This is a genomic window from Saccharopolyspora sp. NPDC002376, assembly GCF_053593195.1.
In genome coordinates, this window is sequence record NZ_JBSFBZ010000039.1 from 41,856 (window position 1) to 61,557 (window position 19,702).

Here is a 19,702-nt window from a genome sequence, read left to right on the forward strand (position 1 = left end):
CCGGGCGGGCGCTTTGCTGTTCAGGCAGGGACGAGTTCGGTCTTGCCGCGGTGAAGTGCACTTCCCACATGCCGTCGTCCGCCGGCTGCGGGTTGTTGTTGGTGATCAGAGCTTGGACGCGAGGGTCCGTCATGCGGACGAAGCCGGTGAAGCGGGGCAGTCCGCCTTCTTCCGGAACTTCGGCCAGATGGCCCCAGTCGCTGCCGTTGGGCCAGCGGAGGATGGCTCGGCAAGTCACGAGCGTTCCTTTCGGTCGGGACTGAATCGAAGCGAACCTTCGCATGCGATGATCTTGAATCGCCAATTTCGAAGCCAGGACCGACCGAAAGTGTGAACAACCCCGAACAGGACTCGCGTTCGACCTGGTCAACGCGGTCTTCTCGGGTCTCACGCGGGCACCACGTCCGGCGTGGCAGCATCGGGGTGTGACTACGCCAGTTCCCGGTAACCAGGTGCCCGGTGTGCAGCCGGAAGACCTCCCCGCCCAGCTGCCCGAGGGCAGCGTTCTGCTGGACGTGCGGGAGAGCAACGAGTGGCAGGCCGGGCACGCGCCCCAGGCCGTGCACCTCCCGATGAGCGAGCTCGTGGACCGGCTCGACGAGATCCCGGTGGCCGACCAGGTCTACGTGGTCTGCCGCTCCGGCGGCCGGTCGGCGAAGGTCACCGCGTACCTCAACGCCAATGGCTGGGACGCGGTCAACGTCGAGCGCGGGATGAACGGCTGGTCGGCCATCGGTCGGCCGATGGTGTCCGACGACGGCGAGCCGTACGTGCTGTGAACCCAGGACCTGCGCAGCGCCCGGCGCGGTGGGTCGCCACCCCGCCGGGCGGTCTGCGCCGCCCGAAGCAGCGACGGCCTCCGCGCCGCTACACCGGCCCGCCGTCCTACCCGGCCGTGCCGCGCTGGGGCTTCCCGATGCTGGCGTGGCGGTGGCCGCTCGCGCTGCCCGCGCGCGAGAACATCAACGCCTCGGTGCGCGCGGAGGCTTCGGCCAGGTCCGCGTCGGCGGTCCTGTGGATCACTGCTGGTGTCGCAGGGCTGGGGACCTTCGCCGAGGCCTGGCGCTACGTCTTGCTGCTGCTGAGCAGGGACGGAGCGCTGGCGCGCACTCCGCTGGCGATCTCCGACGCGCTGGTCGGCATCACCGGGGTCCTGCTGTGGGTGGCGGGCGCGCTGGCCGGAGTGCTGGTCGTGCTGTGGGGGCTGGGTGCGCGCGCCGCGGCCGCTGAGCGCATCGGAGTCCGCAATGCCCGTCCCGACTGGCGGGTGGTCGTCGGCGTGCTGGTGCCCGGGCTGAACCTGTTCGTGCCCGGCTCGGCGGTGGCGGAACTGGAGCACTCGGTGCTGATCGCCGAGGGCGCCCGCGAGCGCGGCGCGCGACCGTTCCCGACCCTGCGCGTCCGGTTCTGGTGGGCGACGTGGGTGGCGACGCTGCTGGTCGGTTGGTTCACGATCCTCTGGGGATTCCGCGGCAGCGTCCAAGCGCTCGCCGACGGCGTCGTCCTGCACGCCCTGAACAACGCGCTGGTCACGCTCCTGGCGGTGCTGACCGCGCGGCTGATCAAGTACGTCATGGCCCTGCTGGTCGCCCCGGACCCGACCGAGCTCCGCCGCCTCCAGGTCCGCGCGGTCCGCGCGACCCCGCCACCTCCGCGCGCCGCGCGCTCCACCACAGCTCCGCGCTGACAACGCGCTGTTTTAGCAGCTCAGGACCCATGAGTGCTTTGGGTTGCCATAGCGGCCCAAAGTGCTCATGGGTCTTGGCGCGCGCGTTGTGTCACAGATGCCGGAAGTGGATCTGCCCGGTCCGCATAATCGGGTGCGTGTGGCAGCCGACTCCCGACGTCGTTGCGCACCGGGGAGCTTCGGCGCACCGCGCTGAGCACACCCGCGGCGCCTACGAACTGGCCCTCGAACAGGGCGCCGACGCGCTCGAGTGCGACATCCGGGTCAGCCGCGACGGCCACCTGGTGTGCGTGCACGACCGGCGCATCGACCGGACCTCCAGCGCCCGCGGCGTGGTCAGCGAGCTGACCCTCGCCGGGATGTCCGGTGTGGACTTCGACAGCTGGCACCGCGAACTCCCGGACACCGCCGACGAACTGGTGCGCCACACCCGCCCGGTGCCGGAGCGCGGCGTGCTGACCCTGGACGAACTCCTCGCCCTCGCCCACGACCACTCGCGACCGGTGCGGCTGTTCATCGAGACCAAGCACCCGGTGCGCTACGGCGGGCTGGTCGAGCACAAGCTCGTCGCGCTGCTCGCGCGCTACGGCCTGGCCGAGCCGGCCGACCCGGAGAACTCGCCGGTGGTGATGATGTCGTTCTCCCAGGCCGCCGTCCGACGGTTCCGCGCCGCGGCCCCGCAGGTGCCGACGGTGCTGCTGTTCGACCGGTTCCGCGACTCGTGGCGCAACGGCGTGCTGCCGCCGTGGGCCGATATCGCCGGACCCGGAATCCGGTTGTTGCGCGAGGATCCCGGCTTCGTCGACCGCGCCGCCGCGCTCGGCCGCGACACCTACTGCTGGACCGTCGACGAGCCGGCCGACGTCGATCTCTGCCGACGCAGCGGCGTGCGGTACCTGGCCACCAACTCGCCCGCGTCGACCCGCTCCCACCTGGCTGATTCGGACCTCTCTCGATTCGGTAGCGTCACTGCGACTTAACCGAGAGCGAGGGGATCTGCAGTGTCGAAGCGAACCGCGCCCAAGCCCGAGGCCGACACCGGGATCAAGCCGCGCCAGCCCTGCCCGTGCGGTTCAGGCAAGCGCTACAAGGCCTGCCACGGTGCTGCCGGTGGCGCCGCCGACGTGATCGTGACCCGGCCCTTCGAGGGGCTGGCTGCGGAGTGCGAGCTGATCGCGCTGCGCGAGTTCGTGCCGTCCGCGACGGCGAAGCTGCCGCTGCGCGGCGACGGCGAGATCACCCTGGCGACCGTGCTGCCGATGGCCGCCGCGGCGCTGCGCCGCAACGACGACAAGTCGTTCGTCGGCCTCCAGGTGCAGACCCACTCCGGGGACATCAGCCGCGACCTGGCCCGCGCTGTCGAGTGGGTGCAGGGCGCCGAGCTGGGTGAATCGCTGTCGGTCGTCGGTCCCGAGACCGCCGAGGCGGGCACCGTGCCGACCCGCTTGCAGGACGTGCTGGACCCCGAGGCGAAGCTCGAGGTCGAGGTGCACAAGGACTTCGCCTGGTGGCTGCCCGGCGACGTCGAGCCGACCGGCGAGGTGGCGCTGTCCCTGGAGCGGGCGAACGCGGCCATCATGCCCACTGACCGGCTGACCGCCGAAGGTGTGGAGTCGGCCTACTGGGTGGACGCGGGCGAGAAGGCGCACCTGCGCTGGGTCCGCCCGGAGCCGGAGGAGCAGCTCGTCGCCGCCATGGCCCGCCTGTCCGCCCGCGGCGAGCTAGCGCTCGGCGAGGACAGCCGCTACGCGGGATCCTTCCGCGCCCACGGCCTCCTGGTCCCGGTGTGGGACCTGGACCGCGAGAAGCACGCCCGCGAGTGGGACGAACCCGCCGCTGAACTGGGCCGACGCCTCTCCGAAGCCCTGGCCTCCCTGGACGACCAGCCCCTCGACGCAGCTGAGCGCCGTGCCCGCGACGGCCTCCGAGGCCGCCAGGTCACCATCCGCTGATCCGCGATTTCAATGGAAATTGGACGTCTGATTTCCATTGAGGTCGCGTGAGTTCGCCGCAGCCGTCGGCGCGTCGGGATCCGATGCGCCGGCGGCTCGCTGCATTTCGCGGGTAGTTCCTTCGTGCGATACGCCGATTGGGTGATCGCGGTATTCATGGGACAACCCCCGGTCGGGTAGTGGCGTGTTCTACACGCGATGTCCGACGTGGACGGGGGTGGACCGGGTGACCGCGCACCTGCCTGCAGTGCCGACCGCCGCTGAGGCGGCCGGTGCCTGCCAGCGGGCGCGCCGGGGGGATATGGCGGCGACGGAAGACGACTTCGCGGAGTTCGTCCGGGTGGCACTGCCCGGACTGATGCGCTACGGCCACGCCCTGACCGGCAACCCGCACGACGCCGCCGATCTGGTGCAGGCGGTGCTGGAGAAGGTCGGCGCCCGCTGGGCCAAGATCAGCCGCAACTGCGGCGATCCGACCGCCTACGTGCGCCGGGCGATGGCGAACACGCACGTCAGCCGCTGGCGCCGCACCCGTCGCGAAACGCTGCTCGCCGACTTCCCGGACATCCCGGCGCAGGCCAAGCCGGACCGGTTGGAGAACGAGCCGCTGTGGCAGGCGCTGCGATCTTTGCCGCCGAGGCAACGCGTGGTGGTCGTGCTGCGTTACTACGAAGGCCTCTCCGAGCTGGAGATCGCCGAGAGCCTCGGCGTGAGCTGCGGAACGGTGAAGAGCCAGGCGAGCAAGGCGATGGCCTCGCTGCGCAAGAGACTCGGGTCGCTGGAAGGAGGTGACGTGTGATGGACCTGGAGGACGAGCTGAACAGGATCCTCCGAGACGACCGCCTGGACATCCCGGTGCGCACCGGGGCGGAGTGGTCGGTGGTCGCGGGAGCGCGGCGCCGCCGCCAGCGCAACAACGCGTTGGCCGCTACCGGCAGTGCCCTCGCGGCAGTGCTGTTGGCGGGCGGAGGTGTGGTGCTGGCCAACCACAAGTCCGAGCAGCCGGTGCAGCCGGCGGTCCCCCCGGTGGTGCACACGACCTCGGAACCGGACCCGACCAGCACCGAGCAACCTCTGCCGCCACCGCAACAGCAAGAGCCACCGGGACGACCACCTGTCCTGCCGAGCTACGTGCCCCAAACCTCGCAGAGGACAACGGAACTCCCGACGATCCTGAGCACCAAGACGTCGGAACCGTCCCCTACGACGTCGAACCCCACGCAAACCAGCGAACCGAACCCGACGTCCGCGTCGAACCAGACCAGCGAACCGCCGGGCGAGTAACTCGGCGCGGTCGGGCTAGTCCGTTCTGCTGGTCGACGAGACGCTGAAGTGATCGTGCAGGCGGCGCCCCATCGCCGCCACACCCATTGCCAGGCCGCCGTTCGGCGACGGAGTTCAACGATCGTGAGATTTTTCCTTCCCCAGCGTCGGTTTGCGGGTTCCGTCGGTACAGAGCGTTTCGTCCGTCCCGAGCGCCGGACCCGAACGAACCCGACAGTTGACGTTCTCTAATCGGTCATACTCGCCTGGCGACGTGGCATAGCATCGACGGCGCCGCGTCGAACGCCGTCTCCAGTTCGCCTGGGACTGGTCACCGCGCAGGGGGCTACCGAGAAGTATGGGGGGTAGGTGTTATGTCGCTCGATAACGTTTCGTTGGCACGACTGGATGTTCCGGACAGTCCGCAACTGCGGGCTCGGATGGCCGAACTGACTCGTCCAGGTGGCGTGGAATTGCAGCCAACAGTCACTTACGGGGCCCGCGATCAGAGCGGATGCATCGCTATCACCGTGGACAGGTCGCGAATGGTGACAAGCGTCTGGATCCGGTCCGGCTGGCCTGACTGCATCCGGCCGGACGCGTTCCCCGACGTGCTCTACAACACATATATGATCGCAATTCAGCGCGCACTTGCTGTGGAATTTTCCAACCGCCCTGCGCCGCAACCGAGCGCGCCTGCGACGGACGACACGTATGTGGATGCCATGTCGTTGTCGCCTGAGGAGTGGGTCCACCGGACTCGGTCTCAACTCAACGCCATCGATGACGAGTACGACGCGATCCGCCGTCGACAGCAAGCACTGCTGGCGGACGTCACCGAGATCCGCAGCCCGCTCGGTTACCTCACTATGCAAGTACGCGGCGGGGGGCCGATCGCGATCAGCGGTAATCCTCAGGCTCTGGACAATCCGTCGGGCACAGTTCTCTCCGAGGACATCCTGCAGTTGTTTGTCCGGGCGGGTCTCGGGGTTGGGCAAGGGGAACGCTTTCGCCAGGTTCAGCCGCAAAGCGACAGGAGCAGTGAGGCGGTCGACGAGTGCTTTGAGAGCAGCGTAGCGGAAGACGATCACTTCGCGGACCTCAACAATTCCGGATGGTTGGAATGACTGACTACAAAGTTGTCACCTCAAAGCTGCGAGACGAAGCCAAGAGATGGCGGGAAAAAGCTGAGGACGCTGAACCGATCTTGCAAGCGGTGAAGGAAGCGTACCTGTCTCCTCCGGCGTTCTTCGTCGGTGATCTGGCGACTCTCGTTCCTGGGGCTGCTAACGCCGCTCTTGAGGCTACGTACTACGAAGAATTCCGGGCGTTCATGGAGCAAATGATCAAGGGGGCGATTGGCGAGTTCAACCAGATTGATCGCGCCCTGTGTGGGATCGCTGACGAGTACGAGAGAACCGATGGCATAAACGAGATTGACATTGACAAGGCTTATCACTCGTAGGAGTTGACATCCCACATGTCTGGTTCTGTCGAAATGACCAGCCTGCTGGACCGCGGATTTGATATCCTAGAAGAAAAGGTTCGCGAAAGTGTCGACAAGTTCAACGCTGCCGTTTCACATATTAGTGAATGGGAATTCATGCTCGGCCCGATCATGCTTGCCATCAAGCCGGCGGTTGACTTCATTCGCGGAGAGCTCATCAAGCTGGTGAATCTCGCTGAAACAGCGGTGAAACACCACGTACCTGTCGTGTCGCTGATTGTTCAGTCATTTGGTTGGACGGAGAAAGTTCAGGGTCCTGTTAATGGGCTCGTGCACACGAAGGGGCACCTCTCCTACTACTGGGAAGGGCAGGCGAGCAGTGCATATCAGGACAAGGTTACTGCGCAAAACAATGCGATCGGCGCTATTGCGACTAAGGCGGATCAAGTTAGTAAGTGGCTCATGGAAATCGCCAAGTACAATGTAGATTATATAACCGAGCTGGCGAAGATGGCGACAGGTTTCGCGGGGGCGCTCGTCTCTGCCGCGATCGAAACGGCGTCCGTAATTGATATTCCGTTTGCTCTCAGTGATCTTTCAGGCGCTATCGGGGATGTTGTAACGAAGTCGCTCGACAACTTGGTGGGTATTGCCAAGAGATTTGTAGAAACGCTCAGCAAGGTGCGAGATCTCAAGAGTTATATGACTGATCAAGCTCTCCCGCGGGGGAGTTGGCCGCAGGCGGTTGAGGGCTGAATTCCTGCCGAGAACGTGAAGGGGTCATGAGAAGAAATTTTCACTTTGCCTGGAAGGGTTCGATTGCTGGTCTGCTGGCTGTGGGGATGATGTTCACCGGGGGCTGTGGCGGTTCCAGTCTTGAGCCGTACCCCATGCCCACATTCAGCGATGGCACGACGGCGATCAACCCGCCTCGGCCGAGCGGTCCACCGCCGGGACCGGTCAAGTATGCCTTCGCTTCCTTCAAGACGTGTCAGGAGATCCAGCAGGAGATTCCTGGCTTGCCGCCATCGTTGGATCCGCAGCGCAGTGATGGTTCGGATCCATATCGTTTCTCGCAGGCCTGCACCTTCACGGAAAACAAGGACGACGGCCCGCTTATTGGTTTCCGGGTTGAGCTCTGGGAAAATAGGCAAGATGAGTTCGGGAGTTATTCCGGTGCTGATCTTGCGAAAAGCGGGTCCGGTGCAGATGTTCCGTTAGGGGGAGAGTGGGACAGCAGTGTGGGAATCGGTTCGGAAGCTCGCTGGACGGCTCCTGGATCTAGCGACAGCTGCGAACTTCTAGTTCGTGATGAGAATGCCTTGATGATCACGTATTATGATCATCGCATTGGGGACAATGATTCACAAACGGAGCAGTGCCGCGCCGGCGCGCGTGACGTAGCGAGAAGGATCTTCGCCGCCGTACAGCCGTTGTGACGAGCGGTACCTTGCCGGAAACCCCGCGAGGTGATGCCAGGTACGCGCACGCTGCCTGGCATCACCTGTACTCGGCCTCGGGATAGCTTCTGGTCGCCTGGACTGGAGGTCGTGCCTCGTTCATGCTCGTGGCCCAACCCGGCCGGTGGTTCTCAGACGGCGCCGCCGGCGGCGTGGGGGGCCGTCGCGTCGGCTCCTCCGTCGCCGACGGACTCGCGGGCGAGGAAGTCCTCCACGTCGAAGAGGTTGCCCTTGGCTCGGTCGACGACGTTGAGCAGCGTCGTCATCTGGGAGACCTCTTCGACCTGCTCCTTGAGGAACCACTGCATGAACTGCTCGCCGAGGTAGTCGTTCCCCTCGCGGGCGGTCCTGGCCAGCGTCTCGATTTCGCGGGTGACCTCGCGCTCCTGCTCCAGCGCGAGCGCGACGAGTTCGCGGGTCTCGGTGAAGTCGTTGCGGACCTGCTCGATCGCCGGGATGTGCGGCGCGACGTCCTTGTCCATCAGGTACTGGACGATCATCATCGCGTGGTTGCGCTCCTCGAGCGCCTGCCGGTAGAAGTGCTTGGCCAGCTGCGGCAGGTCGTTGTCGTCGAACCACACTGCCACCGCGAGGTACTGGTGCGAGGCGGTGAATTCGTTACGGATCTGCTCCTGCAGCAGGTGTTCGAACTTCGATTCCTTGTGCTGAATCTTCTTCGCGGTGACAGACATGCCATCAGAATACCCTGGAATCAATCCAGATTCATTCCAGGGAACCCTAAGTCGAATGTGGCAAGGCTAAGGTTCGCGCAATTAACACAGGCAATCCTAAGAAATTGAAGGTAAGCCAAACCTGCCCTGTTTTCGCTGGTAGGTGGCCTGCGTTCGTGATCGTGACGACTGTTGGGCGCAGTTTCACCAATTCGAGTGATCATTTGTCGGCGGAGGTCGCCATTGCGTGAGTGAATTGCACAATGGCAACCTCGCCGACTGCGCGATCAGGTGAGTGGGGCGCGGGTGATCGGGCAGGACATGCAACGCGGTCCGCCGCGTCCGGAACCGAGTTCCGAACCGGAAATCCGCAACACCTCAATGCCCGCTTCTTCCAGGCGCGCGTTGGTCTCCGCGTTCCGTTCGTAAGCGACCACCACGCCGGGCGCCAGCGCCAGGGTGTTGTTCCCGTCCTCCCACTGCTCGCGCTCCGCCGTCACGGGATCCAGTCCGGTGTCGATCACGCGCAGGTGGTCGATGCCCATCGCTTCCGCTGCGGCTTCCAGGAAGGGCGTCGGGCCGGACACCTTCAGCTCCTCGCCTGCCGGGCGCAGCGTGTAGGCGTCCAGCGAGTCCTGGATGGCCGGGTACATCACCACCGCGTCGCGGTCGACCATCGTGCACACCGTGTCCAGGTGCATCGACGCGCGCGTCTGCTCGATCGGCACGGCCAGCACGGTGTGCGCCAGGTCGTCGGCGAAGACCGAGCGCGCGAAGGACTCCACCCCGGCAGGCGTGGTGCGCTCGCCGACGCCGATCGCCACGACTCCCGGTGCGAGCAGCAGCACGTCGCCGCCCTCGACGGGGGCGGAGTGGGCGCCGTACGCGCGGGCGGCGTGCGAGAAGCGCGGGTGGTAGGCGTAGATCAGGTCGGTGAGCGCCGATTCGCGGCGGCGCGCGGGCATCGCGAGGGCGGCGATGGCGACCCGGTCGCCCACCCACACCGACGAATCGCGCGTGAACAGCAGGTTCGGCAGCGGTTCGATGGCGAAGTCGTGCGCGTGGTGCATGCGGCGGACCAGCGACTGCCCCTCGGCCACGGGCAGTTCCTCGAACGTCATGCCCGAGATGAGGAGCTCGGCGAGCGCGGCGTCGTCCACGCTGGACAGGTGGGACCGCAGGGTGTCGGCGATGTCGATGCCCAGCTTGAGCTCGTCGACGCCGGTCAGCACGGCCGCCGCCCGCGCCCGCGAGTCCCGCAGGGCGTCGGTGAGCAGGCTGCGCAGCAGCAGCACCTCCACGCCCCGGCTGCGCAGGACCTCGGCGAAGGCGTCGTGCTCCTCCTGCGCGCGATCGACCCAGGGGATCGCGTCGAACAGGAGCTGGTCGTTGTTGCGCGGAGTGAGTCGCTTCAACTCCGTGCCCGGTCGGTGCAGCAGCACCGAGTGCAGCGGCCCGACCTCGCTCTGGACGTGTGGTTCGGTCACGGTTCGCAGCGTAACCGCGACGAACCAAAACATCTGCGATCAGCGACGATTTCAATCGAACGTTAACGAAAATCGGTGATTAGGCATCGATTTGTTGCGCCAGGTGTCAAAATCGGGCTCTCCGTCCGGACCTCGTCCCGTGTCAGGCCGTCGATGCGGACGAGTCGTCCGCGCTGCGGGCGACCGACCACAGTTTCAATTGAAACTGTGATCCGTCGTGGGTGGGATTTACAGTTTCAATTGAAACTGTAGTTTTCCGCGCGCGGTGCGGGCTCCTTACGGGAGCCAGCCGACTTGATCGCGGAGGGCGGCGTAGCCGACGAAGGCGACGACGTCGATCAGGGCGTGGCCGATGATCAGCGGCCAGAGTCGGTTGGAGCGTTGCCAGACCCGGCCGTAGATCAGGCCCATCGCCACGTTGCCGACGAATCCGCCGAAGCCCTGGTACAGGTGGTAGCTGCCGCGCAGCACCGCCGAGAACCACAGCGCGCGGTTCTCCGACCAGCCCAGCTGCCGCAGTCGGGTCAGCAGGTAAGCCACCACCAGGACTTCTTCGGCGAAGGAGTTGCCGAAGGCCGCCAGCGTCAGGACCGGGGCGCGCCACCACGCGTCATCCAAAGTGGACGGCTGGACGGTCAGGCTGAGGCCGAGCGCGTGCGCGGTCAGGTAGAGGCCCAAGCCGGGGATGCCGATCAGCGCGGCCAAGCCCATGCCGCGGAAGAAGTCGCGCGCTGGTTGGGAGCGGTCGAGGCCGACGCGCCACAGCGCCACTCCGCTGCGCCACAGCAGGAACGCGCCCAGCGCGCCCCAAGCGATCAGCCGGGTCACGCTCATCAGCTGCTGGAACATGTCGAGCAGCCCGACCTCGGCGCGCGGGACGTTGATCGCGGCGTGCTGGTCGGCCAGCGGTTCCGGGCGCAGCAGCGCGTCCAGCAGGGACAGCAGGCTCTGCATGCCGGACAGGCCGAGGGTCACGGTGAACACCACGACCAGCTCGATGATGATCGCCTTGCGCTCCCGGCGATCGGTGATCGTGGCGGGATCGCCGGGGCGGGTGGGGGCCAGCCAGGCGCGCAGGGTGCTCACCCGAACGAAACTACCTGGATCGGTGGGACCGTCTGGCAATACCGGGAAACCTGCCTCGGAACGGCCCGTGCGGCGGTGGCGTCGGATCGGTGACGGCCCGGCGGAGGTGGGCATGGACGTGTTCGTGTGGGGTACGGCCGACGCTGAACGTGCGGTACGCGTGCTGCAGGCGATGCGCGGGTTCGAAGTGCTCGACGGACCCGTGGGCGCGACCGACCTGTTCGGCGTGCGCGACGGCGTCCTGGTCGAGCTGCGGCACAGCGATCCGGGCGGGCTGCAGGTGCGGTTCGTGGACGGAACCAGCTCTGGCCGGGCCGTGGTGGTGGCACGCTCGTTCCTGTGGATGATCACCCGCCGCGGCGGCGTCGACGAAGCGCTGCTGGTCGGTCCGGGCACGACGCGCTTGCGGTTCCGCAACGGCCGGATCCAACGCCTCGAACCCCTGGGCTCCGAAACCATCCAGGACGACTGACGCCGTGTCGGTGGGTGTCAGTTTTAGGGGCAGAACTGACACCCCGCGAATCAGGCGGAGCCCTGTTGCGCGAGGAAGGGGCAGCCGACGAGGCGGCGGAGTTCGGCTCCGAGGTGTTCCGTCGTGGTCGCTGGGCGGGAGAAGGCGAGGCGGACGTCGTGGTCGCCGTCGGTCGACTCCACGCGCAGGCGCAGGCCGTACTTGTCCAGGCCGAGTGGGCGGATGTGGCCGCCGCGGAGCTGCTCCGGCAGGTGTCGGCCGAGCAGGCCGACGACGTCCCGGTGGGACAGCTCCAGGTGGCGCAGCCAGGAGTCCTCCTGCATGCAGAACGGGTCGGGTGCGGCAGCCTGGAAGTCCGCCAGGTCCACCGAGCTGGTGCCCTCGGAATCGGCCAGCACGAGCGACGCCGACTCCAGCTTCAGCACGGTCGCGCCGTGCCCGGCGTCCAGCAGTCGCGGGTCCGGGCGCTCCTCGGCGACCGCGAGGACTTCAGCGCGGGCGTCGGCGTCTTCCAGCAGGCTCACCCAGCCGGTCAGCCACAGCAGACCGCGCACCGGTTCGCGGAGCCGGACGGGCGTCGGGTCGGCGATCTCCAGCACCGCGGCGAGTTCGCTGCGCGGGGCTTGCCAGGCGGCGGAGATCAGCGGGTGGTCGTCGGCCAGCAGCACGGTGGCCGAGCCGTCCGAGTGCACGTGGTGCAGCAGCGGCACGACGCGCACCGAGGTCTCGCTGGACGGCAGGAGCGTGGCCCGGCCGCCTCGCTTGGCGATGCTCCTGGCCCGTTCCGCCGGGCTGGGTGTGGCGGGCTTCCGGGTCATCGTCTCGCTCACCGCTCACCTCCAACTTAGGCAAGCCTAATTTATCTGGGCGGGGTGCGGAAGTCGTCTGGTCGGGGGATCTCGACCCGATTTCGCCGACGTCCTCTTACTACCAGCTGGGACGCTGCCGCGGGGGCCGATCATCACCAGTGGTGGCAGGGGGTCGACGGCCGCTGTCGGTGCCGGGTGGATGATGAGGTTCGAGCCAGGCGAGGGAGGCGCTCATGACCCCGCCGAACGTCCGTTTATCGGGCACCTTTGTTCACTGGGCGATACGGCATTAGCGTGTCAGCCGTGTCAAGCGCTGTTGAGCTTCGCGCGCCCGGTCCGCGCGGCATCCCGCCCTTGTTCGCCCGTCTGGTTGACGACGCCGCGTTGTTCCCACCGAGAACACCGGCCGTTCCCCAGGCCGTGGCGGACCACCTCGACGCGCGCGGCGGTGCCTTCACCGGACTGCTGGGGCCGATCCTGTGCCAGGCCTCGCGGCTCGCCGAGCTGATCACCGAGCTGGCGAAGGTCAAGCCGAGCGCGCCGGTGCCGCTCTCTCTGGTGTGCGACACCGGCCTGGGCGGCGTGCCCAAGGCGTTGTCGATCATCGAGGGCCGGCAGGAGCTGCTGGCGCTGCGGATGGTGGAGATGCCCGCGCCGTCGGACGTCGACGACATCTGGCTGGAGCGGGTGTCGGAGTTCGTGCCCGAGGACATCATCCGGGTCGTCGAGCCGCGACGCGGCGGTGACGGCTGGCTGGACGGCATCCGCCGGGTGGCCGAGCACGGCTGCTGGCCGAAGCTGCGCTGCGGCGGCCCGACCGCCGAATCGGTGCCGTCGGTCGACGTCGTCAACGACTTCCTCGCGGTCGCGGCCAGCCTCGACGTGCCGTTCAAGGCCACCACCGGCCTGCACAACGCGGTGCGCGGCACCGACCCGGAAACCGGATTCACCAACCACGGCTTCCTCAACCTGCTGGTCGCCACCGCGCGCTCGCTGTCCGGCAAGGACGTGCGCGAGGCGCTGGCCAACACCGATGGCGCCGCGCTGGCTGCCGAGGCGAAGGCGCTGTCCGACGACGCGGCCAACGCGGTTCGTGACGTTTTCGCCTCCTACGGCGCACGATCGTTGAAGGACCCGATCGTCGAGCTGGAAGGATTGGGGTTGCTTTGACCTGGATCGAGGATCCCGAGTTCGCCCCGGACCAGCCGTTCGGCCCGCAGACGCTGCCCTACGGGGTGCTGGTGACCGGCAACGGTCCCGTCGTCGCGGTGCGGGTCGGCCGGCACGCGCTGCCGCTGCGCGGCATCTCCGGGGCGCTCGGACCTCGACTCGCCGAGCTGGTCTCCGGCGATTCCCTCGATCCGCTGCTGGCCGGCGGCCGCGAGCGCTGGCAGGAGCTGCGCGAGCGGCTCGTCGAGATCGTCGAGGCCGATCGCGCGCCGGCGGGCGCGCACCTGGTGCGCACCGACTGGCACACCCTGGTGCTGCCGTTCACCGTCGCCGACTACGTCGACTTCTCCGCCTCTCGGCACCACCTGGAGAACGTCGGCCGCATCTTCCGCCACGCCGCCGCGACGGTGCCGGAGAACTGGTCGCACCTGCCGATCGCCTACCACGGTCGCTCCGGCACGGTGTACGTCTCGGGCACCGACGTGCACCGGCCGAGCGCCCAGCGCAAGGCCGCCGGTGACCTGCACCCCGCGTTCGGCCCTACCCGGCGGCTGGACTTCGAGGCGGAGGTCGGGTTCGTCTGCGGCGGCGAACCGGCCACCCGGGTGGCCACATCGGACTTCGCGGAGCACGTGTTCGGCGTCGCGCTGGTCAACGACTGGTCGGCGCGGGACGTCCAGGCCTGGGAGTCCGATCCGCTGGGGCCGTTCCTGGCCAAGTCCTTCGCCACCTCGGTCGCCGGCTGGATCACCCCGTTGGCGGCCCTCGAGGAGGCCCGGATCCCGCTGCCGGGACCGGATCACGTGCTGCAGTCCTACCTGGTGGAAACCGAGCCCTGGGGTCTGGACCTGCAGCTGGAGGTGCGCTGCAACGAGACGGTGCTGGCCCGGCCGCGCTTCGAGCACATGACCTGGTCACCGGCGCAGCAGCTGGCGCACCTGACGGTGAACGGGGCGACGGTGCGCCCGGGCGACCTGTTCGCGTCGGGCACCGTGTCCGGGCCGCATCGCGACCAGTGCGGCTGCCTGCTGGAGCTGACCTGGGGCGGTGCCGAACCGATCACCCTGCAGGACGGCGAGCAGCGCACCTTCCTCCAGGACGGAGACCGGGTGACACTGCGGGGTAGTGCGCCGGGACCGGGGGGAACGGTGGTCGGGCTCGGTGAGGTGACCGGCACGGTGCTGGCCGCTGCTCGGAGGTGACGCGATGGCTCCACCAACCACCCCGGAGCCGATTCGCGCGCTCCACGACTCCCAGCCCAGCACGAAGGAGAGCTCGCTGACGCTGGAACGCGGGCTGAGCCTGCTGCAGGCGGTGGCGGAGTCGGAGAGCGAAGCGCCGACGATCAGCGAACTGGCGGCGACCATCGGCGTCAGCCGCGCGGCCGTGTACCGGCTGCTCGGGCCGCTGCAGCGTCGCGGTCTGGTGCGCCGGGAGGGCTCGAAGGTGCGGCTGGGGCTCGGCGCGCTGTGGCTGGCCGGGCGAGTGCTGCCGCAGCTGCGCGTGGCGTCGCTGCCCGCGCTGCGCGATCTGGCGGAGCGGGTCGGGGCGACGGTGCACCTGACGGTCGCCGACGGCAGCGAGGCGCAGGCCGTGGCCGTGGTGGAACCGTCGTGGACCAGCTATCACGTGTCCTACCGGGTGGGCAGTCGTTATCCGGTGCAGCGCGGTGCGGCGGGGCGAGCGGTGGACCTGCCGCCGGGCGGCCCGCGCTGGCTCGCCAGCAGCGGCGATCTGCAGCCGGGAGCGTTCGCCGTGGCGGCGCCGGTGCGCGGAGTGCCCGGCCTGCGCGCGAGCGTCGGCCTGGTGTCGCTGCAGCCGCTGGAGCCCGAGGAGATCGGCCCGTTGGTGGTCGAGACGGCCGAATCAGTCGCCGAAGCCCTCCGCTGAGGTCGTGAGCGCGTAGCCCTGCTGGGTACTCACGACCGCTGAGGTCGTGCGATCTAGGCCGGTCGGGGGTATTCCGAGTTCCTCGGGCGCTGCGACGGGCGGCCGGTCTCTCGATGTTTGGAGGTCCACTGATGACACGGCAGATGACCACTGAGATGCAGCAGTGCATCGACATGTGCCACAAGTGCCACGACATGTGCGAGCAGATGCTGTCGCACTGCATGGAGAAGCGCAGCGAGGAGGCCATGCAGATGAGCATGGCGCTGATCTCCTGCGCGGACATGTGCCGAATGTGCGCGGACATGATGATGCGCTGTTCGAGCATGGCGAAGGCCAGCGCGGACATGGTGCAGATGTGCGTGCGGATGTGCGGGATGTGCGCTGACATGTGCGACATGACCGCCGAGATGTGCCGCCGGATGGAAACCCGGGAGATGGCGGAGCTGGCGGACGTGATGACGCAGTGCGCTGCGATGTGCCGCCAGATGACACCGCAGACGATGCAGATGGCGTGATCGGGCACGGGCCACGTTCGCCCATGCGGCGGACGTGGCCCGTGCACCCGCACCGCCACGCAGAACGAGTTCAAAACAGGTTCTCAGGTGGTTGCTCCAGGGAGTTCCGCGCTGGTGCCGGTGGCGCCGTCGAAGATGTCCATGCGCTGGAAGTGCGGCCAGAGGTCGGGCCAGGGGGCTCGGGGGCCCGTGGCCAGCCAGATCGTCGTGCCCTCGTAGTAGGTGTCCACCGGAAGTCCGGTGTCCACTGTGGTTAGCGGGCGGACCTCGCGGAAGAACCGCAGCAGGTGTTCGCGGGTTCCGCCGAGGTAGAGCACCTGGTCGCCGGCCGGTCGGCTCAAGTACCAGAAGCCGCGGCTCCCGCTGTGCACCTCGGTGATCCCGACCGCCGGGCCGTAGTGGTGCAGGGCGCTCGCCGACCAGTAGTCGTGCGTGATGACCTCGGTGCCCGGCGGCACGCGGCGGTAGGCGTCGGCGACCGCCGAAGTCAGTTCAGGCCAGCCGACGCTTCCCCGGGAGAACACGTCGTACTGCTGGATCGAGGGCACCGGCAGAACCGGGAGCATCACCAGTGCCAGGGCGGCTGAGGTGGCGTACGCGGCCCCGACGATCCAACCCCGGATCGGTCGGTGCTCCCATTCGACCGCCGCCACAGCGTAGAGCAGCCCGAACAGCCCGGCGACGTAGTACGGCCGCCCGCCTACGACGGCGAAGACCACCGCGGTTCCGACCGCGGCCCAGCCGAGGTAGCGGTACGGGCGCAGGTGCGGGGCGCGCAGCAGTCGCCAGGTGCCGAAGCAGATCGCAACAGCGCCGACGAGTCCGGCGCATCCCACCACGAGCGGGAGGGTCATCCAGCCGTACACGTTCTCGGCGGCGACCGCGGCGGGCATCCGCAGCTGCGGCCAGTCGTTGGCGTGCTGCCAGATCAGCGTGGGGATCAGGGTGAGCGCGCACAGGCCTGCACCGCACCAGAGCATCGGACGTCGCAGCAGTTCCCGCGGCCCGATCAGCAGTGCGGCGATCCCGACGCCGAGCCACAGGACCGGGATCAGGAACTTGACCTGCAGCGCGACCGCGGTGACCAGTCCGGCCCAGAGCAGCAGCCGGTCATCGCGCAGTCGCGTCCAGCGGACCAGCAGCCAGCTGGCGGTCGTCCACAGCACTGGATCGATGGACCAGGTGGTGAGCAGGTGCCCGGCGCTGGCGAACTGCGCCGTGACCGCCCAGGTTCCGGCCGCCGCGATCTGCGCGCGACGGCCACCGCCCAGCTCGCGCGTCATCAGCGTCGTGACCAGGACTCCCGCTGCCATGGCGAGTGCGGCCGGGAAGCGCAGCACGACGAGCGAACCGGGAGCTAAGTTGTCCAAAGTGGACGCTATGAGCGGTATCAGCGGCGGTTGGTCGGCGTAACCCCAGGACGGGTGGTGGCCGGCGGCGATGAAGTAGAGCTCGTCGGCGAAGTATCCGTACCGCGGGCTGACCAGCATCAGCACCGCGGCCACCGCCGCGGCGATCAGCAGCACCGGTCGCCAGGCGAGCGGGTGGAGAGAGGAATTTCCTTTCCGCAGAACGGTTTTCTCAAGTACGCGGGTCATGTCCGGCCCCTTTCCGGGCGCGCGCGGGCACCACCTGATTTCGGCCGTTCGGCGAAATCAGGCGTGCGGATTCGTTTTTCGGTGGGCTATCGAGTGCCGGTGACCAGTTCCCGCATGGTCTCGGCGTCGCAGTTTCGGTTCGCCGCGTAGTACGAGGTGATCCACTCGCGGCCGGGCGCGCCGTCGGCCCGGTCGTCGGCCAGCCAGGACTGGGTGATCTGGTATCCCTCGTGGAAGTGCTGACCGGGGCACGCGTGGTGCGGCACGGCCAGGTAGGACGCCATCAGCTCGCGTTCGCCCTCAGGAGCCGCGAGCTGTCCGGTGAGGGTGGTGGCGTGCCGGTAGACGTTCAGACCCTCGTCCTCGGGGCTGCCGCTGCCGGTGCGCAGTTCGGTCGGAGCCCCGGGAATCCCGTCGAGCTTGCGCAACATCGGCTGCGTCATAGCGGCGAGCTCGGCCAGCGCGGGCTCCTGGTAGTGCGGGACGCAGACCTTCGGGCCACTCGTCGTGCACAACGGCTGCACGGCCACCGGGTCCAGGACCACGTGCTGCTCGTACAGGATCGCGGAGATCTGCACCGTCAGGACCACGGCCAGCACTGCGGGCGGCAGGGCGAGCCATCGTCGCCGAGCCCCGGCGGCGATGAGCAGCGCGCCCGCGATGGTGCTGAACCACACCGCCTGCATCGCGCTGGAGAAACCGGAGAAGATGCTGGATTCCAGAGCCCGGTTCGGGCCGAGCGTCAAGGACAACGCCGACGTCCAATCCGGCAGCGAGCTCATGATGATCAGCACGAACGTCAGCAACGGCGTCACCACGACGATCAGCCGCCACCGCACGAACCTGCCCAGCGCCATGCCGAAGGCGACATCGCGCTGAAGGCCGGTCCGCATGCCAGCAGCACCGCGAACCACCGGCCGCTCGTCGGGGTGGCGAGCGGGATGACGAAGAAGGCCGCGACCGCGACCGCGATCGCCATGCCGAGCAGCGAGCTCAGGGTCAGCGCGAGCCAGGACGCGATGAACGGCTGCCAACCCGGCCGAGGCGTGGTGACCAGGATTTCGGCGGTGCCGCAGCGGTTCTCCCGGCCCGCGACCCACGCCCCCGCTGCGGCCATCAGCGGGCCCACGTAGAGCACGCTGAACCGGACGGCCATGGTGAGCGCGTTCCAGTTGCCCGCCCACCAGGGCTGCAGGAACACCAGCACGACGAAACCGGCCGCCACCACCAGCGCGAACGGTGCGGCCTTGCGCAGCTCGCGATGCAGCGCCCGGATCACGCCGCGCTCTTCCGGTTCGCGCGCAGCACCGCGTGGTAGCTCTCCTCCAGGCTCCCGCTGCCCAGCTCATCCGGTGCGCCACGGAAGACCGGCTGTCCGGAGTCCAGGACCCACAGCTGGTCGCATGCGCCGGCATCGCCCAGCACGTGCGTGCTCAGCACCACGCAGCGGTCTTGGCCCAGCTCGCGGAGGAGTTCGCGGAACTCCACCTGCTGCTCGGGATCCAGCCCGGCGGTCGGTTCGTCGAGCAGCAGCAGCTCCGGGTCGTTGACGATGGCCTGCGCGATGCCGACCCGCCGCCGCATGCCGCCGGAGAGCCGCTTGAGCTTCTCGTCGGCGCGGTCGGCCAGCCCGACGCGGATCAGCGCCCGGTCCACCGCCAGCGGCAGCTCGGCCGCCGGGACCTCCTTCAGCCAGGCGAAGTGCTCGACGAACTCGCGGGCGGTGAACCTCGGGTAGTAGCCGAACTCCTGCGGCAGGTAGCCGATGCGGCGGCGGCTCTCGAGCGGTGCGGCCCAGCGGCCGGATCGAGCCGCTGGTCGGCGCGACCAGCGTGGCCGGCGCCCGCAGCAGTTCCTCGTCGCTCTGTTCCTCTCGCACGTCTGGTCAGACGCAGCAGAACGTAAAACGGTTCCCGTGCTCATCCGCAGCACCGCCGGGGCGCCTGACCGCCGGGTTCCTCGACCACGAAGTCGCTGCGCGCTAGTCGCCTCGCCGTGCGGCGGTGTCCGCCCGGCAGAGCGCGCAGCCCGCGCTGAGGTGGTGCGGTGGTCCGGCGCCGCGGTCTCGCCAACCACGCGACCACCGCGGCGAGCACGCCGACGGCGGCGAGCATTCGCATCCGCATGGCAATTCCTCTCCGTTGGTCCTGCCGGGTAGTACGCACCGCGCGCGAATCCGGTTTTCGCCGGAACAT

At 68.1% G+C, this 19,702-nt stretch carries 24 protein-coding genes; 15 read left to right on the top strand and 9 right to left on the bottom strand.

The window, feature by feature from the left end:
* Positions 1 to 425: 425 nt before the first annotated feature.
* The 10 genes from ACWCO2_RS23965 (at position 426) to ACWCO2_RS24010 (ending at position 7,788) form a co-directional block, all read left to right on the top strand.
* Complete coding sequence (locus tag ACWCO2_RS23965; protein ID WP_450129991.1) at positions 426 to 779, top strand: rhodanese-like domain-containing protein; 354 nt, start codon at positions 426 to 428, stop codon at positions 777 to 779.
* Positions 776 to 1,687 carry a DUF4328 domain-containing protein gene (locus ACWCO2_RS23970; RefSeq protein WP_450129992.1) on the top strand — a complete coding sequence of 304 codons (912 nt, stop codon included), beginning with the start codon at positions 776 to 778 and terminating at the stop codon, positions 1,685 to 1,687. Before ACWCO2_RS23965 ends, ACWCO2_RS23970 begins: the two co-directional genes overlap by 4 nt.
* Positions 1,688 to 1,824: 137 nt before the next feature.
* The gene (locus tag ACWCO2_RS23975) at positions 1,825 to 2,667 is read left to right on the top strand and encodes a glycerophosphodiester phosphodiesterase (RefSeq protein ID WP_450129993.1); all 843 of its coding nucleotides are present in this window, start codon (positions 1,825 to 1,827) and stop codon (positions 2,665 to 2,667) included.
* Between the two features lie 21 nt (positions 2,668 to 2,688).
* Entirely contained in the window at positions 2,689 to 3,639 is a 951-nt protein-coding gene (locus tag ACWCO2_RS23980) for a DUF5926 family protein (protein ID WP_450129994.1), read from the top strand.
* Between the two features lie 226 nt (positions 3,640 to 3,865).
* A complete protein-coding gene (locus tag ACWCO2_RS23985; RefSeq protein ID WP_450129995.1) occupies positions 3,866 to 4,438 on the top strand; it encodes a SigE family RNA polymerase sigma factor in 573 nt (190 codons plus the stop codon).
* Entirely contained in the window at positions 4,438 to 4,923 is a 486-nt protein-coding gene (locus ACWCO2_RS23990; RefSeq protein ID WP_450129996.1) for a hypothetical protein, read from the top strand. The genes ACWCO2_RS23985 and ACWCO2_RS23990 overlap by 1 nt, the downstream gene beginning before the upstream one ends.
* Before the next feature lie 353 nt (positions 4,924 to 5,276).
* Entirely contained in the window at positions 5,277 to 6,029 is a 753-nt protein-coding gene (locus ACWCO2_RS23995) for a hypothetical protein (RefSeq protein ID WP_450129997.1), read from the top strand.
* Positions 6,026 to 6,367, top strand: coding sequence for a hypothetical protein (locus ACWCO2_RS24000; protein ID WP_450129998.1), 342 nt, complete (start codon positions 6,026 to 6,028; stop codon positions 6,365 to 6,367). Before ACWCO2_RS23995 ends, ACWCO2_RS24000 begins: the two co-directional genes overlap by 4 nt.
* Positions 6,368 to 6,400: 33 nt before the next feature.
* On the top strand, positions 6,401 to 7,105 hold the full coding sequence (locus tag ACWCO2_RS24005) for a hypothetical protein (protein WP_450129999.1): 705 nt from the start codon (positions 6,401 to 6,403) through the stop codon (positions 7,103 to 7,105).
* A gap of 26 nt (positions 7,106 to 7,131) precedes the next feature.
* Positions 7,132 to 7,788, top strand: a complete 657-nt coding sequence (locus ACWCO2_RS24010; RefSeq protein ID WP_450130000.1) for a hypothetical protein — start codon at positions 7,132 to 7,134, stop codon at positions 7,786 to 7,788.
* A 152-nt stretch (positions 7,789 to 7,940) separates the two neighbouring features.
* On the opposite strand, the gene ACWCO2_RS24015 is transcribed toward ACWCO2_RS24010, so the two are convergent.
* The 3 genes from ACWCO2_RS24015 to ACWCO2_RS24025 form a co-directional block, all read right to left on the bottom strand.
* The gene (locus tag ACWCO2_RS24015) at positions 7,941 to 8,501 is read right to left on the bottom strand and encodes a ferritin (protein ID WP_450130001.1); all 561 of its coding nucleotides are present in this window, start codon (positions 8,499 to 8,501) and stop codon (positions 7,941 to 7,943) included.
* A gap of 266 nt (positions 8,502 to 8,767) precedes the next feature.
* Positions 8,768 to 9,967: an arginine deiminase gene (locus tag ACWCO2_RS24020; protein ID WP_450130002.1), complete on the bottom strand. Its 1,200-nt coding sequence runs from the start codon at positions 9,965 to 9,967 to the stop codon at positions 8,768 to 8,770.
* 276 nt (positions 9,968 to 10,243) lie between these two features.
* Positions 10,244 to 11,053: a CPBP family intramembrane glutamic endopeptidase gene (locus ACWCO2_RS24025; protein ID WP_450130003.1), complete on the bottom strand. Its 810-nt coding sequence runs from the start codon at positions 11,051 to 11,053 to the stop codon at positions 10,244 to 10,246.
* Between the two features lie 112 nt (positions 11,054 to 11,165).
* Here ACWCO2_RS24025 and ACWCO2_RS24030 point away from each other — a divergent pair, with 112 nt between their 5' ends.
* Positions 11,166 to 11,525 carry a hypothetical protein gene (locus tag ACWCO2_RS24030; RefSeq protein WP_450130004.1) on the top strand — a complete coding sequence of 120 codons (360 nt, stop codon included), beginning with the start codon at positions 11,166 to 11,168 and terminating at the stop codon, positions 11,523 to 11,525.
* 50 nt (positions 11,526 to 11,575) lie between these two features.
* Here ACWCO2_RS24030 and ACWCO2_RS24035 read toward each other — a convergent pair whose 3' ends face one another.
* Positions 11,576 to 12,355: a DUF2470 domain-containing protein gene (locus tag ACWCO2_RS24035; protein WP_450130005.1), complete on the bottom strand. Its 780-nt coding sequence runs from the start codon at positions 12,353 to 12,355 to the stop codon at positions 11,576 to 11,578.
* A gap of 282 nt (positions 12,356 to 12,637) precedes the next feature.
* On the opposite strand from ACWCO2_RS24035, the gene ACWCO2_RS24040 reads away from it, so the two are divergent.
* The 4 genes from ACWCO2_RS24040 to ACWCO2_RS24055 all read left to right on the top strand — a co-directional run bounded on the left by ACWCO2_RS24040 (position 12,638) and on the right by ACWCO2_RS24055 (position 15,909).
* Complete coding sequence (locus ACWCO2_RS24040; protein ID WP_450130006.1) at positions 12,638 to 13,504, top strand: hypothetical protein; 867 nt, start codon at positions 12,638 to 12,640, stop codon at positions 13,502 to 13,504.
* Positions 13,501 to 14,706 carry a fumarylacetoacetate hydrolase family protein gene (locus ACWCO2_RS24045; RefSeq protein ID WP_450130007.1) on the top strand — a complete coding sequence of 402 codons (1,206 nt, stop codon included), beginning with the start codon at positions 13,501 to 13,503 and terminating at the stop codon, positions 14,704 to 14,706. Before ACWCO2_RS24040 ends, ACWCO2_RS24045 begins: the two co-directional genes overlap by 4 nt.
* Before the next feature lie 4 nt (positions 14,707 to 14,710).
* A complete protein-coding gene (locus ACWCO2_RS24050; protein WP_450130008.1) occupies positions 14,711 to 15,394 on the top strand; it encodes an IclR family transcriptional regulator in 684 nt (227 codons plus the stop codon).
* A gap of 143 nt (positions 15,395 to 15,537) precedes the next feature.
* Positions 15,538 to 15,909 (top strand): hypothetical protein, encoded by a 372-nt coding sequence (locus ACWCO2_RS24055; RefSeq protein ID WP_450130009.1) that lies wholly within the window; start codon positions 15,538 to 15,540, stop codon positions 15,907 to 15,909.
* 83 nt (positions 15,910 to 15,992) lie between these two features.
* On the opposite strand, the gene ACWCO2_RS24060 is transcribed toward ACWCO2_RS24055, so the two are convergent.
* The 5 genes from ACWCO2_RS24060 to ACWCO2_RS24080 form a co-directional block, all read right to left on the bottom strand.
* The gene (locus ACWCO2_RS24060; RefSeq protein ID WP_450130010.1) at positions 15,993 to 17,507 is read right to left on the bottom strand and encodes an ArnT family glycosyltransferase; all 1,515 of its coding nucleotides are present in this window, start codon (positions 17,505 to 17,507) and stop codon (positions 15,993 to 15,995) included.
* 86 nt (positions 17,508 to 17,593) lie between these two features.
* Positions 17,594 to 18,400, bottom strand: a complete 807-nt coding sequence (locus tag ACWCO2_RS24065) for a hypothetical protein (protein WP_450130011.1) — start codon at positions 18,398 to 18,400, stop codon at positions 17,594 to 17,596.
* Positions 18,331 to 18,786, bottom strand: a complete 456-nt coding sequence (locus ACWCO2_RS24070; protein ID WP_450130012.1) for a hypothetical protein — start codon at positions 18,784 to 18,786, stop codon at positions 18,331 to 18,333. Before ACWCO2_RS24070 ends, ACWCO2_RS24065 begins: the two co-directional genes overlap by 70 nt.
* Positions 18,783 to 19,430, bottom strand: coding sequence for an ATP-binding cassette domain-containing protein (locus tag ACWCO2_RS24075; RefSeq protein ID WP_450130013.1), 648 nt, complete (start codon positions 19,428 to 19,430; stop codon positions 18,783 to 18,785). Before ACWCO2_RS24075 ends, ACWCO2_RS24070 begins: the two co-directional genes overlap by 4 nt.
* Entirely contained in the window at positions 19,427 to 19,633 is a 207-nt protein-coding gene (locus ACWCO2_RS24080) for a hypothetical protein (RefSeq protein WP_450130014.1), read from the bottom strand. Before ACWCO2_RS24080 ends, ACWCO2_RS24075 begins: the two co-directional genes overlap by 4 nt.
* Between the last annotated feature and the right edge of the window lie 69 nt (positions 19,634 to 19,702).

Coding starts and splice junctions, on each gene's coding strand:
- ACWCO2_RS23990 (WP_450129996.1), top strand. CDS start 4,438: ATGGACCTGGAGGACGAGCTGAACAGGATCCTCCGAGACGACCGCCTG.
- ACWCO2_RS23995 (WP_450129997.1), top strand. CDS start 5,277: ATGTCGCTCGATAACGTTTCGTTGGCACGACTGGATGTTCCGGACAGT.
- ACWCO2_RS24000 (WP_450129998.1), top strand. CDS start 6,026: ATGACTGACTACAAAGTTGTCACCTCAAAGCTGCGAGACGAAGCCAAG.
- ACWCO2_RS24005 (WP_450129999.1), top strand. CDS start 6,401: ATGACCAGCCTGCTGGACCGCGGATTTGATATCCTAGAAGAAAAGGTT.
- ACWCO2_RS24010 (WP_450130000.1), top strand. CDS start 7,132: ATGAGAAGAAATTTTCACTTTGCCTGGAAGGGTTCGATTGCTGGTCTG.
- ACWCO2_RS24015 (WP_450130001.1), bottom strand. CDS start 8,501: ATGTCTGTCACCGCGAAGAAGATTCAGCACAAGGAATCGAAGTTCGAA.
- ACWCO2_RS24030 (WP_450130004.1), top strand. CDS start 11,166: ATGGACGTGTTCGTGTGGGGTACGGCCGACGCTGAACGTGCGGTACGC.
- ACWCO2_RS24050 (WP_450130008.1), top strand. CDS start 14,711: ATGGCTCCACCAACCACCCCGGAGCCGATTCGCGCGCTCCACGACTCC.
- ACWCO2_RS24055 (WP_450130009.1), top strand. CDS start 15,538: ATGACCACTGAGATGCAGCAGTGCATCGACATGTGCCACAAGTGCCAC.
- ACWCO2_RS24060 (WP_450130010.1), bottom strand. CDS start 17,507: ATGACCCGCGTACTTGAGAAAACCGTTCTGCGGAAAGGAAATTCCTCT.
- ACWCO2_RS24065 (WP_450130011.1), bottom strand. CDS start 18,400: ATGCGGACCGGCCTTCAGCGCGATGTCGCCTTCGGCATGGCGCTGGGC.
- ACWCO2_RS24075 (WP_450130013.1), bottom strand. CDS start 19,430: ATGAGCACGGGAACCGTTTTACGTTCTGCTGCGTCTGACCAGACGTGC.
- ACWCO2_RS24080 (WP_450130014.1), bottom strand. CDS start 19,633: ATGCGGATGCGAATGCTCGCCGCCGTCGGCGTGCTCGCCGCGGTGGTC.